Annotated in this window: 10 protein-coding genes; 5 read left to right on the top strand and 5 right to left on the bottom strand. The window is 74.8% G+C overall.

Going from position 1 to position 13,292, the window contains the following annotated elements; genetic code table 11:
- Positions 1–144 precede the first annotated feature (144 nt).
- The 4 genes from FHX31_RS26245 to FHX31_RS26230 all read left to right on the top strand — a co-directional run bounded on the left by FHX31_RS26245 (position 145) and on the right by FHX31_RS26230 (position 5,266).
- Positions 145–3,789 (top strand): sensor histidine kinase, encoded by a 3,645-nt coding sequence (locus tag FHX31_RS26245; protein WP_013283991.1) that lies wholly within the window; start codon positions 145–147, stop codon positions 3,787–3,789.
- Positions 3,786–4,190: a roadblock/LC7 domain-containing protein gene (locus tag FHX31_RS26240; protein WP_013283992.1), complete on the top strand. Its 405-nt coding sequence runs from the start codon at positions 3,786–3,788 to the stop codon at positions 4,188–4,190. Before FHX31_RS26245 ends, FHX31_RS26240 begins: the two co-directional genes overlap by 4 nt.
- A gap of 100 nt (positions 4,191–4,290) precedes the next feature.
- Entirely contained in the window at positions 4,291–4,671 is a 381-nt protein-coding gene (locus tag FHX31_RS26235) for a DUF742 domain-containing protein (protein WP_013473970.1), read from the top strand.
- Between the two features lies 1 nt (position 4,672).
- Positions 4,673–5,266 carry a GTP-binding protein gene (locus tag FHX31_RS26230; RefSeq protein ID WP_013283994.1) on the top strand — a complete coding sequence of 198 codons (594 nt, stop codon included), beginning with the start codon at positions 4,673–4,675 and terminating at the stop codon, positions 5,264–5,266.
- 124 nt (positions 5,267–5,390) lie between these two features.
- Here the strand turns inward: FHX31_RS26230 and FHX31_RS26225 are convergent, their stop codons facing one another.
- The 3 genes from FHX31_RS26225 to FHX31_RS26215 form a co-directional block, all read right to left on the bottom strand.
- Positions 5,391–6,611 carry an ABC transporter substrate-binding protein gene (locus FHX31_RS26225; protein ID WP_047892648.1) on the bottom strand — a complete coding sequence of 407 codons (1,221 nt, stop codon included), beginning with the start codon at positions 6,609–6,611 and terminating at the stop codon, positions 5,391–5,393.
- Positions 6,612–6,732: 121 nt separating this feature from the next.
- Positions 6,733–9,144 carry a hypothetical protein gene (locus FHX31_RS26220; protein ID WP_013283996.1) on the bottom strand — a complete coding sequence of 804 codons (2,412 nt, stop codon included), beginning with the start codon at positions 9,142–9,144 and terminating at the stop codon, positions 6,733–6,735.
- Positions 9,145–9,184: 40 nt separating this feature from the next.
- A complete protein-coding gene (locus FHX31_RS26215; protein ID WP_184977366.1) occupies positions 9,185–10,135 on the bottom strand; it encodes a DNA primase in 951 nt (316 codons plus the stop codon).
- A gap of 145 nt (positions 10,136–10,280) precedes the next feature.
- On the opposite strand from FHX31_RS26215, the gene FHX31_RS26210 reads away from it, so the two are divergent.
- The gene (locus FHX31_RS26210; RefSeq protein WP_013473973.1) at positions 10,281–10,622 is read left to right on the top strand and encodes a PadR family transcriptional regulator; all 342 of its coding nucleotides are present in this window, start codon (positions 10,281–10,283) and stop codon (positions 10,620–10,622) included.
- 69 nt (positions 10,623–10,691) lie between these two features.
- Here FHX31_RS26210 and FHX31_RS26205 read toward each other — a convergent pair whose 3' ends face one another.
- Both FHX31_RS26205 and cydC read right to left on the bottom strand, forming a co-directional pair.
- On the bottom strand, positions 10,692–11,375 hold the full coding sequence (locus tag FHX31_RS26205; protein ID WP_013283999.1) for a permease prefix domain 1-containing protein: 684 nt from the start codon (positions 11,373–11,375) through the stop codon (positions 10,692–10,694).
- Between the two features lie 62 nt (positions 11,376–11,437).
- Positions 11,438–13,276 carry a thiol reductant ABC exporter subunit CydC gene (cydC, locus tag FHX31_RS26200; RefSeq protein ID WP_184977365.1) on the bottom strand — a complete coding sequence of 613 codons (1,839 nt, stop codon included), beginning with the start codon at positions 13,274–13,276 and terminating at the stop codon, positions 11,438–11,440.
- Positions 13,277–13,292 lie beyond the last annotated feature (16 nt).

Raw genomic sequence — 13,292 nt, 5'->3', positions numbered from 1 at the left:
TCTCATCACACCTCCGGTGAGGGACAACCTGGGCTTTCTCTTTGCGGAGCGGCGTGATGGAATCTCGGAGGTCCGACCCGCCGGGTCGGTCGCTCGGCGTTGCCCTCAGGGTGGCGCGGGGTGCGGTAATGCGAGGGCGGTGACGTGAGCAAACGGCCAACGACGGCGGGCTCCTTCCTGTCGCGGCTGCGCCGGCCGATGAGTCGGCTGCGCGACATGCCGATCTGGTCCAAGCTCGGTCTGATCATGATCGTGCCGACCATCGCCACGGTCGTGGTGGGCACCAGTGGTCTGGTCGACCACCTGGAGACGCTCAACAATGCCAACCGGGCGGGGGATCTGGCCAACCTGATCGGCTACTCGGGTGACCTGGTCGACACCGTGCAGGACGAGCGGGTCGGCGCCGTGCTCTTCCTCGGCGCGAAGGAGTTCCAGACCCGGGCGCAGTACCAGGAGGGTTACAACCGCGCCAACCAGCGGGTGGACCAGGCGAAGTCGCCGTACCTGCGGCAGCGTGGCGAGATCGACGACCTGCCCCGCAACTTCGTCGGGCTGCTCGACACGATCGACACCCAGCTGAAGGACCTTCCGGCGACCCGCAGCCAGGTGCTGAACGGCAAGCTGAAGATCAACGACGCCGACCAGGCGTACCGGCAGCTGATCGAGGACCTGCTGGCCATCCGCGACTCGGCCACCCAGCTCGCCGGCAACAACGACCTGAGCGACCGGATGCGCGCGGCGGCCGCCGTCGCCCGGCAGAAGGAATACCTGACCCAGCGCCGGGTCGTCGTCCACCAGGCGCTGACCCAGAACCAGTACACCGCCGCGCTGCGCGAGCAGTTCATCGCCAGCGGCACCGGCCAGTCGCAGTCGCTGGCGACCTTCCAGTCGGTCGCCACCGAGCCCGACAAGCTGTTCTACGAGCAGACCGTCTCCGGGCCCGACCTGCGCAAGGCCGACCGCTTCACGAGTTTCGTCTCGGGCAACAACAACGGCTCGATGGAGAACGCCCCGTTCGGGGCGGACCAGTGGGACCAGACCATGGTCGCCAACGCCAAGCTGATCCGGACCGTGGAGGCCCGGCTCGACGGCAACGTGGTCCGGCAGGCCGACGCGCTGCGCTCGGACACCCAGCGCCAGGTGTTCCTGGAGACCGGCCTGCTGCTCACCATGCTGCTGCTGGCCATCCTGTTCGCGTACCTGGTGGCCCGCTCGATGGCCCGGTCGCTGCGCGACCTGCGCCAGGGCGCCCTGGCGGTGGCCCAGTACGGGCTGCCACAGGCGGTCGCCCGTCTGCGCGACCCGCAGGTCACCGGCCAGCTCTCCCCTGTGCAACTGGCAAACCAGATCGCCGAGCCGCTGCCGGTGCGCAGCAAGGACGAGTTCGGCCAGGTGACCGAGGCGTTCAACGCCGTCCACCTGGAGGCCGTCCGGACCGCCGCCGAGCAGGCCGCCCTGCGGGCCTCGGTTGCGACCATGTTCGTCAACCTGGCCCGCCGCTCGCAGATCCTGGTCGACCGGCTGATCGGCCACCTCGACCGCCTGGAGCGCGGCGAGGAGGACCCGGACCGGCTGGCCGAGCTGTTCCAGCTCGACCACCTGGCCACCCGGATGCGCCGCAACGACGAGAACCTGCTGGTCCTCGCCGGTGCGGACTCCACCCGTGTGCAGCGCGAGCCCGCCGCACTGATCGACGTGCTGCGCGCCGCCCAGTCCGAGGTCGAGCACTACACCCGGATCGAGTTCGGCGTGATCGACCGGGACATCGAGGTCGCCGCCCACGCGGTCAACGACCTGGTGCACCTGGTCGCCGAGCTGTTCGACAACGCCACCGCCTTCTCCCCGCCGGACTCGCAGGTCATGGTGGAGGCCCGGCGGGTCGGCGACCGCGCCTCCCTCTACGTGGAGGACCGCGGCATCGGCATCAGCCCGGACCAGCTCCGCGACCTCAACGAGCGGCTGGCCACGCCGCCGCAGGTGGACGTCGCGGTCTCCCGGATGATGGGCCTGGTCGTGGTCGCGCGGCTGGCCGCCCGGCACGGCGTCCGGGTCGAGCTGCGGCCGGGTGCCGACCGGGGCACCGTCGCCGACGTGACGCTGCCGACCTCGGTCCTGGTGCCGCGCGCCCTGGCCGGCCGTGGCCTGCCCGGACCGGCCCTGCCGGCCGCGGGCCCGCAGCAGAACGGCCCGGCACCGGCCTTCGGCGCCCTGGCCGCCTTCGGCAACAACAACCCGCCGAGCCTGCCGCCGGCGCCCCACCCGGGCTCCTCGGGCAACCAGGTCACGCTCGGCGGACGCGCCTTCGACCCGGCGCCGCGCAACGGCTCGGGCACCCCGGCGAACGCCGGTGGCGGCCGTGCCATGCCGGCCTGGTCCGACCTGACCGGCGCCAGCCCGTCCGGCGGCGACGGCGGATTCGGCGGCCGGCCCAACGGCCAGTCGACGGACCCGCTGCCGCAGCGGCGCAACCCGGCCGACGGCGACCCGGGCAGCACCGGCCAGCAGCCGGCGATCCCGCGCCAACTGCCGAGCAGCCCGGAGGCGCGGCCCTACAGCCCGCCGCCGGTCTCCGCGCCGCCGGTCCCGCCGGTGTCGGCCCCGCCGCTGCCCCCGGTCTCCGGCGCGCCGGTCTCCGGCAACCCGCTGCCGTACCGCCCGGTCTCGGCCGCGCCGGTCTCCGGCGACCCGTTCTCGGGCCGCCCGGTCTCCGCGGCGCCGGTCTCCGGCGACCCGCTGCCGTACCGTCCGGTCTCGGCCGCGCCGGTCTCCGGGCACCCCGCGCCGGTGTCCGGGCAGCCCGCCGCCGGGTACCCGGCCTCCGCGCCGCCGGCGAACCAGCCGCAGGCACGTCCGATGCCCGCACCGGGTGTCAGCGCCCCGCCGGTCTGGCCGCCGGTCGCGCCGACCCCGGCTCCGGCGGCGCCGGAACGGCCCACCAGTGGCATGGACATGACCACCGAGCTACCCCGGGTGCCGCGCACGGAGATTCCGGCCACCCCGCAGCAGGCGGCCGGCCAGCCGTCCGCCGCTCCGGCCGCGAGCCGGCCGGCCGAGGCCCCGGCGGCGAACCGCCCGGCGGCACCGGTGGCACGCCCGGCCGCGCCGCAGCAGCAGGGCAACCGTCAGCGGTACGCGGACGAGACGATGGAGCTGCCGATCTTCCGGGAGCTGGAGTCGGCGTGGTTCCGCACCCGCCGGCCCGGACCCAACGAGGAGTCGGCAGCACCGGCCGCGACGACGAACGGCGGCGCCGCCACCCAGCAGTTCGCCAAGGTGGACACGGCCGGCCGGCCCGTGCCGCAGAAGACACCCGCAACGACAGGTAACACGCCGATGGCACACACTCCGACGGCCGGCGGAGCACCGCGTGACAACGGCGCGGCGAACGGGAACGCCCGTCCCGCGCACACCGGCGGGTTGCCCACCCGGCAGCCGACCGCGTCGCCGCAGTCCTCCTCCCCGTGGCAGACGGCGGCCGACGACGGCTGGCGTGCCGCGTCGGCGGCCACCGAGGTCCCGGTTGCGGAGACCACCCAGAAGGGCCTGCCGAAGCGGACGCCGATGGCGCAGCTCGTGCCCGGCAGCATCGAGAAGCCTTCCGCGTCGGTGCAGCGGCGTACTCCGGAGGGTGTTCGGGGCCTGCTCTCGGCCTACCATCGGGGCGTACAGCGCGGGCGTAACACCGACAGCAACACGACCGGCCCGGAGGGCACTCCGGGCGGGCAGCAGTCCTCGCAGTCTGGCTCAGGCCCGGTGGCCGGGAGCGGGCAGAAGGAGCAACAAGGATGACTACTACGCAGGATCTCGGATGGCTGCTCGCCAACTTCGCCGACCGGGTGCCCGGTGTGGCGCACGCGGTCGCGGTCTCGGCCGACGGCCTGCTTCTCGCCTCGTCCCGTGACCTTCCGCGGGACCGCGCCGACCAGCTCGCCGCGATCGCGTCCGGTCTGGTCAGCCTGACCCAGGGCGCGGCCCGCTGCTTCGAGGGCGGAGCGGTGTTGCAGACAGTCGTCGAGATGGACAACGGTTTCCTGTTCCTGATGTCCATCTCCGACGGCTCGTCGTTCGCTGTGCTGGCGGCGCGGAGCTGCGACGTGGGTCAGGTCGGGTACGAGATGGCCCTGCTCGTGGACCGGGTGGGCGATGCCCTGACGCCGCAGCCGCGTACGGCTGTGGGGATGATGGGCTGAATGACGCGCTGGCCGGTGGGTCAGGTGCGGGAACAACTACGACAGCGACGGATGCCACCGGGGCGAGCCGGTGCCGGGTACGAGGGAGGTGAGCGGCGAAATGGCGGATCGTGACGAGCCGACCGGAGCGTTGGTCCGGCCGTACGCCGTTACCCGCGGCCGTACCCGTCCCCGGCTCGACATCGCCCTGGAGGCACTCGTCGAGACGACGGTGCGCGGCCGAGCGGTTGCCACTGGCAATGGTGGCGGCCACGGTCGTGAACACCAGTACATCGCCGCGTTGTGTGACGGACGTGTGCAGTCGCTCGCCGAGATCGCGGCGCGGATGCAGCTTCCGCTCGGCGTGGCCCGGGTGCTCATCGCCGACATGGCGACGGACGGCCTGGTCGCGGTCCACGAGCCGACCATCTTGGACGACTCCGACGACGCGGTGGGCACTGAACTGCTGGAGAGGGTGCTGAGTGGACTTCGCAGGCTCTGACATGTCGCACCGGCCGCCGGCCCCGAGCGGCCGAGTGACGTCGGCGAAGATCGTTATCGCCGGTGGGTTCGGCGTCGGCAAGACGACGCTGGTCGGCTCGGTCTCCGAGATCACGCCGCTGACCACCGAGGCGATCATGACCTCCGCCGGTGTCGGCGTCGACGACACCCGGCAGGTGCCGGGTAAGACGACGACCACGGTGGCGATGGACTTCGGTCGTATCTCGATCGACCGGGATCTGATCCTGTACCTGTTCGGTACTCCGGGTCAGACGCGGTTCTGGTTCATGTGGGACGAGTTGGTCCGGGGTGCGATCGGCGCGGTGGTGCTGGTCGACACCCGCCGGCTCGCCGACTGCTTCGCCGCGATCGACTTCTTCGAGCACCGGCGGTTGCCGTACCTGATCGCCATCAACTGCTTCGACGGCATGCAGTACCACGATCCGCAGGACGTCCGGGACGCGCTGGCGATCTCCCGCGACGTGCCGGTGGTGCCGTGCGACGCCCGGAACCGGGAGTCCACGAAGCACGTGCTGATCTCGCTGGTCGAGTACGTGCTCACCATGCGGCGCTCGCGGGCCGTCGCGCCCGCCTGACCGACGCGCGGAAGCGCCCGGCGGCCTCAGGGCCACCGGGCGCTTCCTGCCGTCTGGGGGCGGACACGGTACGCGATCACCCGGTGACCCTCCAGGCGGGACGGTCACCGGGCGACGGGTGAGGTCAGGCGTACCGGGTCCAGTTGCCCCGGAACACCTGGTACACGGCGAGCGAGTCGGGCTCCATGCCGCCGTGCCGGTCGGCGCGGAACGCGTATCCGCCGGCGATGCCCTCGACGGTCTGCGCCTGGAGGAGCGCCCGCAGCCGGCCCCGGTCCAGGCTCGTCGCCATCCGCGCCGACGTGGCGAGGAGCTGGAGCGCGTCCGAGGCGTACGGGGCGAAGTCCGGGCTGACGCCGTGCCGCTGCGTGTAGCGGTTGACGAAGTCCCGGCGGGCCAGCTGCGCCGTCGTGGTGGCGGTGGCGGCGGAGACGTCCAGGCAGGCCGGGTGCACCGCGTACGCGCCCTCCACGGCGGCGGCGTTCGCGCCCTGCACGGTGTCGTCGGCGACCGCGCCGGCGTCGAAGAAGATCGGGCCGCGGTGGCCGGCGGCGCGCAGTTCCCGTGCCGCGACACCGGAGTCGGGTGCGGTAGCCCAGACCACCACGCCGTCCCGCTGGCTGCCGGCGACGCGCTCGGCGGCGGTACGGAAGCGCCGGCCGGTCGCCGGAAGGCGTACCGTGCGGGCCAGGTCGGTGCTGCTGTCGGCGAGCGCCTCCCGCATCGCCCGCACACCCGAGTCGCCGTGCATCCCGTCGGCGGCGAGCACCGACACCCGCCGGATCTTCTTGGACTCGAACAGCTCCACCAGGCGACGTGCCATGTCGACGGCGTCCGGGGTGAGCTTGTAGGTGAACGTGCGCTCGTCCAGCGGCAGCGCGATGCGGTCACCGTAGCCGAGGGACAGGAAGGGCGTCTTGACCCGCTGGGCGGCCGCCGCGAGGGCCACCGAGGTCTCGCCGAGCACGCCGCCGATCAGCGCCTGGGCGCCGGCCCGGGTGAACTCGGCGGCGTGGCGGGCGGCGACCTCGGGATTGCTGCCGTTGTCCAGGATCTGGAGCCGGACCGACCGGACCAGGTTCCCGACCGGCAGGCCGGTGCGGTTGAGCGAGTCGGCGGTGAGCTGAAGGGCCTGCCGCTGGGCGACGCCGAGCAGCGACCCGGCGCCGGTCAGTTCCAGGCTCGCGCCGACGATCAGGTCCTGGTCGCTCGGCGCGCTGCTGGACGGGCCGTCGTCCGGCCGCTGGCCCTGCGGCGCGCACCCGGCGAGCAGCAGGCTCCCGGCAGCGGCGGCGAGGACGCCCCGCCGGGTGAGCACAGTGGAGTCGAACGCCGGTGTCGCCAATGGAATCGCCTTCCCACCCCGGCGAACAGGCGCCGCCGCTGGTCCGCCGGGTATGTTCCCGGCCGGTCCAGCCCAGCGTCAAATCGTCCCGGTGTGGGATGGAACACCCCGGCGGGCCCGGTCAGGAGCGGTAGCCCGCCGAGCGGTACTCGTACTCCCGGTCGTCGTCGCGGTCGCCGGTGTCGCGGGTGAAGTCCCAGCCACCGGCCGCCTCACGGCCCGGACGGCCGCCCACGGCGAAGCCGCCGATCTCCTGGCCGCGCCGCCAGCCCCGGAAGTATCCGGTGGTGTTCTCGGCGAGGCTCGCCGCGTTCCGGACGATCCGCAGAGGACGCTCCTCGCGCAGCGGGGAGCCCGGGACCAGGTTGGCCTGCGGCACGCGCTTCGGCAGCCCGGCCTTGGTCTCCGCGCCGACGGCCGGGCGGGCCGCCTGCTCGGCCGCCTGCCAGCCGGTGTCGGCGGTGGTCGACCACTCCAGGTCGGCCTCGTCGCCGTGGCCGACGAACCAGGCGGACTTGGCCTGCGCGAAGATCAGCAGGTCGCCGTCACCCTCGTCGGAGACCGGCGGCGGCCGGTGCTCCTTCGGGGCGGGACGCCGCTCGGGCGCGGCGGGCAGCGGTACGCGGCCCGGGTCGCCCTGGTCGACGAGACGCAGCGGGGGCGTCTCCAGGCCGGGGTCGGCCGGCCGGCCCATCTCGTCGCGCAGCGCGCGGTCGGCGAGCGGCGGCGGCTCCACCAGCCGCAGCATCGGCGGCTCCTGCGGCAGGTCGTCGGCGAGCCACGGCGGCGTGACCCGGCCCGGGTCGCTCGGCGCGTCCACGCCCCGCCCGTACGGGTAGGTGGTGCCCTCCCGCTCCCGGGCGGTGTCGTCCTCGGTGTTCACCAGCGGCCAGTTCGCCCGGGAGCCCGGCGGCGCTTCCGGCGCGGGCGGGCGCGGGGCCGGCACCGGGATGCTCAGGTCGGTGGCGCTGAATCCACCGGTGGGCGGTTCCTGGTGCGGGTTCTGGTTGGTCTTCGGCCGGGGCGGGATGACTGTGCGCTGCCGCTCGGCCCGCGCCTTGTTGATGGCCGCGGTGGTGAGCGTCGGGCGGAACGGCTCGCCGGCCTCGGCCGGCGGCACGGCGCCGCGCGGGGACGGGGCGATCGGCGTGATCCCGGGTGGCGGCGGAGGCGGCGCGGAGACCGGCCGGTTGGTGGGGCCGTCCACCCGCGACGGCAGCGGCGCGCCGGTCGGCTCGGGCCGCGCCGGGGGAGCCGAGGACGGCCGGCCCAGTGCTGCTGCCGGAGCGACGGGCGTGACCGGCGCCGGGGCGACCGGCGGCGGCGTGACGGGCGCCGGCGCGACGGGTGGCGGGCCGAGCGGCCGGGGCGTCGTCGTGGCGGCCGGACCGGACACCGGCTCCGGACGGCTGCGCCGCCCGCCGGGGAGCGGCTCGGGACGACCGCGACGGCCGGCCGGCTCGGGTGCCCCGGCCGGCTCGGGACGACCGCGGTGGGGCTCGGCGATCGGGTCCGGCTGGATGGAGCGCACCGGACGCAGGTCGGCCGCGGGCGTCGAGGCCAGCTCGTCGACCTGCTCGCCCCGTCGGGCGGCGGCCCGGCGGCCGGTCGCGGGAGTGGGAGCGGTGCGTTCGGCGAGCGCGCCGACGAGCGCGTCGCAGCCGGCGTCACAGGTGCGGACGGAGGCGACGGCCTGGCGTACGGTCTCGGCGACGGCCGCGGTGAGCGTGCGGTTGACGGTGGCCCGCCGGGGCGTCTCGGAGATGGCGACACGCAGCGCGGTCACCGCGTCGGAGACGGCGTCGGCGTCGGCCACGCCCTCGCCGGCCAGCTGCGCGACGACCGCGTCGGCGGCCAGCGCGCCGTCCCGGCCACCACGGCCCGCGGGGCCGGTGAGCATCCCCGGCTCGGGCAGCGCGTCGAGGACCGCCAGGGCGACCCGGTCGGCAGGATCCGGGTAGGCCCGCAGCGCGGCCGGGTAGAGCTCGCGGAGCACCTCGCGCAGTGTCACGGCGGCGGAGTGACGGCCACTCGCCAGCGCCGCGTGCGCGGCCAGGACCTGCGTGTATCCGGCGAGTTCGCGCGGCGCCGGGAGGGTCACCGCGGAGAGCGCGCCGGCCTGGAGCGCACGGGCCAGCCCGACCGCCCGGCGCTCGGCGGGCGGGGACTGCATCTCCTCCAGGGAGTCGTCGTCGGCGAAGCGCTCGGCGAAGTCGTCGACCGAGTCGTCGTCCGCGATCGCCAGCGGGCGGCCGGCGGCGCTCAGCAGCGAGGTGACGATGTGGTCGTCGCTGTCCGCGGCGATGGCCGCGCCGCTCGGACCGCCGGACCGTTCCACCAGCAGCGCGACCAGCCGGGCGTAACCGGCGGGATCGTCACCGATCTCGCAGACGTGCAGCAGACGGCCTGCGTCGTCGACCACAGCGGACGTCAGCGTCGTTCCGGCCGAAGCCGTTCGGTCGGCCGGATCTGCCGAGGCCAGACCGCAGTACACGCGCACGAGCGCCACGGCGTCGTCCTCCTCCCGGGACACAGGTCTTGCTCTGCCAGAGACTGATGCTCCCCGCTCCGGGTCAGTCGCGCCAGTCCACAACCGCAGAGATCTTGCCGACAATGGTGCGCCAACCCAAACTTGCGGTTTGTGCCCCGATTTTCTTCAGCCGCCGACGACCCAGGAAACCACCGACGCCACCGTTGACGGAAGCGCGCAGCGCCTCGTCCAGGTCGTCCAGGCTGGAGCCCGCCGAGAGCATGTCCAGCACGGCGGGTAGCCGCAGGGCGTACGCCAGGTCACGGGCGATCTCACCGGCTTCGATGAGCAGCTCGTGGTCCCACGCGTCGTGGCCGCCGCGCAGGTTCTCCACCACCAGGTCGAGCTCGTACGTGTCCTCGTCCAGCGGGGCGATGTCGGCCGGCTCCAGCCGTTCGGACAGTTCATTCCAACTGTCCAGCTGGGACAGGTCGTTGGGCGCACCGGAACGGATGAAAGTGACCAATGACTCCGGCGTCTTGAACAGCAGGAGCCGGCCCTTGTGGGTGAGGAAGACCGGCACCTCCTCGTCGCCCGCCTCGTCCTCGTCCTCGTCGTCCTCGGCGTCGTCCTCGTCGGCCTCGGCCTTCTCGTCGTCCGAGGCGTCGGCCTTGCCCTTGCGGCGGGACTTGGCGTCCTTCTCCTCGTCCTCGTCGTCCTCCTCGGCGGAGAGGGCGGCGAACTCCTCGTCGAGGATCACCACCTCCTCGTCCTCCTCGGTCTCGACGACCTGACGGCGGGCCAGGAACGGGTCGTCCTGGTCGCGCTCGGCGACGTCGGTCGGGGTCAGCTCGCGCGCCTGCCGGTACGCCCGCAGCGTGAAGCCGGTGCCGGCGGGCAGGGCGATCTCCACCGGGTCGATCCGCACCTCGTCCCAGAGCGCGCGGTTGGCCGGCGGGCGGTCCTCCTCGACCTCGTCGGCCGCGGCGGCGGCGTCGGTGTCGTCGAGCTCGGGCTCGTCGGCGTCGGGCCGTTGGGGCGACTGGCGGGCCACGCTGACCTCCGTGTGCGTTCGGGTTGCCCACCCGACGGCGTCGCGCCGCCGAGTGACTCTGCGCACATACCCTAGTGGGCGACGGTTCCGACCGGGAGTCGCACCCCTTGGCGTCGCGGCGGCGCGACAAGTAGCGTTGCTACGCATGAAGGCGCAGGCGCTGCACGGACACCTGGACGCGCTGCTGCTCGCCGTGCTGGAACGGGGCGCGCTGCACGGCTACGCGATCATCGAGGCGTTGCGTGCCCGCAGCGGCGGCACGCTGGATCTGCCCACCGGCACCATCTATCCGGCTCTGCGCCGGCTGGAGCGGGCCGGGCTGGTGGCGAGCACCTGGAGCACTGTGAACGGCCGGGAGCGCCGCACCTACGAGCTGACCGATGCCGGCGGCCGGGCGCTGGCGGGGGAGCGGGCCGGCTGGCGCGAGTTCAGCGCCACCGTCGGACGGTTCCTCGGCGCGGACGAGCCACCCACCGCACCGGCCTGACCGCGGCGGCAGCCCGGCCCGCCGAGCGGGCAGCCGGACGCCCGAGCAGCGAGCCCGAGGGGCGGCCGCTCAGCCGGCCAGCCGGCGGTCGGCGAGCACCCAGCAGCGGGCCGCCCGGGCCAGCGCGAACCATGCCGCCGAGACCACCACCATCCCGATGACCAGGGGCGGCCAGGTGAGCGCGGCGTCCCACAGCCCGATCGACCAGCCGAACAGCGCGCCACCGGCGACCGCGCCGAGCAGCAGGCTGCCGGTCAGACCGAAACCGATCAGCCGCGCCGGGCGGACGAGCCGCGGTGAACCCCACCGGGCGACCAGCGGACCGACCAGCAGCGCGACCAGCGCCAGCGCGGCGACCACACCCCAGATGCCGTTCAGCGCGGCGGAGAGCAGCAGGTAGCTCTGTGGCGGGGGCGGACCGTCGCTCCAGCTCGACCCCTGCCAGGTCAGGTCACCGGCGGCGATGAGCACCACCGCCACCACGAGCGTGCGCAGCGCCAGCCCGCGCAGCGCGCCGACCGCCAGCTCGGCCTGGAAACCCGGCACGAGCTGGGCGTCGCTGCCGAACTCGGCGACCGCCCGCCGCTGCGCCTCCGCCCGCGGCAGGCCCCCTTCCCGGTACGCCTCGACGGCGTCCTCCAGCGCGTGCCGCGCCTCGGTCAGCAGGTCGGCCTTGAGCCGGTTCGGTCCGTGCAACCGCGTGGACAACTCGTGCAGCCGGCGGTCGACCACTGCCTCCTCATGCACCCGCATGCGGGTAAGCCTGCCACCGGCGGGCGACACCCGCGTCAGGGAAAACCCCGATCGGCCGGGCGTCAGGGCGTGATCGCCAGGTAGCCGCGCTCGGCCGCCTCCTGGCGCAGCCACTGCTCCCGGTACCAGCCGGGGCGCGCCACCAGCTCGTCGTGCCGGCCGCGCTGCACCATCCGGCCGCCTTCGAGCACCACGATCTCGTCGAACCCGGCGAGGCCGCTGAGCCGGTGGCTGATCAGCAGCACCGAGTGCCCGGCCGGGGTGGCGGCGAGCGTGGAGTCCAGCACCGCGTCGGCGGCCGCCGGGTCGAGCCCCTCGGTCGGCTCGTCGAGCACCAGCACCGGTGGGGCGGCCAGCAGCGCGCGGGCCAGCGCGAGCCGCTGCCGCTGCCCGCCGGAGAGCTGCCCGCCCTGCTCGCCGACCACCGTGTCCCAGCCGTCTGGCTGTTCGCGTACCCAGTCGAGCAGTCCGGCCGCCCGGGTCGCGGCGGTCAGGTCCGCCTCGGTGGCGTCCGGCCGGCCGAGGAGCAGGTTCTCCTTGACCGTGGCGTGGAAGACGTACGCCTCGGCGAGCAGGCCGCCGACCACCCGGGGCAGGTGCTCGGCCGGGATCTCGGACACCGGCACGCCGCCGGCGGTGACGCGGCCGGTGTCGGGGCGTACCGCGCCGGTGAGCACCGCGGCGAGCGTGCTCTTGCCGGCGCCGCTCGGCCCGACCACCGCCACCCGTCGGCCGGCCGGCAGGTCGAGGTCGAACCCGGCCAGGGCGGGGGCGGCGCCGGCCCGGTAGCGGACCGTCACGTCGGCGAACCGCACGTCGTGGCCGTCGACAGTGGGCTCCGGCGCGTCCGGTGGGGTCGCCGGGCCGGGCTCGGTGAGCAGGTCGGCGACCCGGGCCAGCCCGGCCCGCAGCTGGGTGCGCTGGCGGGCCGCAGCGACGAGCGCGAGCGCCACCTCCACGGCGGCGAGCGAGCCGACCGCGAGGACGCCGACGAGCACGCCGCCGACCTCGGCGCGCAGCGCCACGACCACCACGGCGGCGGCGGTGAGACCAGCCACGAGGACGCCGAGCGCGTCCACCGCGAAGCCGGTCGCGGCGAGCCGGCGTTCCAGCCGGGCCAGCCGTCCGGCCCGCTCGTCGGCGGCGGCGAGCGCGGCGCCTGTCGCCCCGAACGCGGCCAGGTCGGCGGCGCCGTGGGTGAGGTCGACCGCGTCCACGGCGAGCGCGCCCCGCAGCGGGGCCACCTCGTCGGCGGCGCGGCGGGTGATCCGGGCGGCGAGCGCGGGGAGCGCCACGCCCGCCACGAGCAGGCCGAGCGCGAGCACACCGGCGGCCGGTGGCGAGATCAGCGCGGCGACGCCGACCGCGAGCACGCTGACCAGCGCCGCCGCCGCACCCGGTACGAGGACGCGCAGGAGCAGATCCTGGGCCGCCTCCACGTCCGACACCAGTCGGCTCAGCGCGTCCCCGGTACGGCGGCCGGTCTCCCGGCGGGCGGCGAGCGTGGCGAAGACGCGCGCCCGCACGTCGGTGATCATGCGGAGGACGGCGTCGTGCCCGGCGAGCCGTTCGGTGTACCGGAACACGCCCCGGCTGACCGCCAGTGCCCGGACCGCGACGATCGCCACCGTCAGCCGGTCCAGCGGCGGACGGCCGGCGGCGCTCATCAGCAGCCAGGTGGCGGTGGCCATCAGCGCCAAGCCGGCGAACTCGGTGGCGGCGGCGAGCAGCCCGGCGCCGAGCAGCCGGCTCAGGTACGGCCGGGCCAGGCGCAGCACCGCACGTTCCGCGCCGGGCCGGGCGGGCGCGGGCGGTTCCGGCGAGCCGGAGGGCGGCACCGGAACCGCTGTCGGCCCGGCCGGCTCGCGGCCCACAGGCGTCACGCCGTCGGCGGCGGTCACCGGGTCACCACCGGGC

The sequence above is a fragment of the Micromonospora sp. CNZ286 genome, from assembly GCF_014207755.1.
Note: the sequence above shows the minus strand (reverse complement) of the source record. Positions and strands in the feature narration are given on the sequence as shown.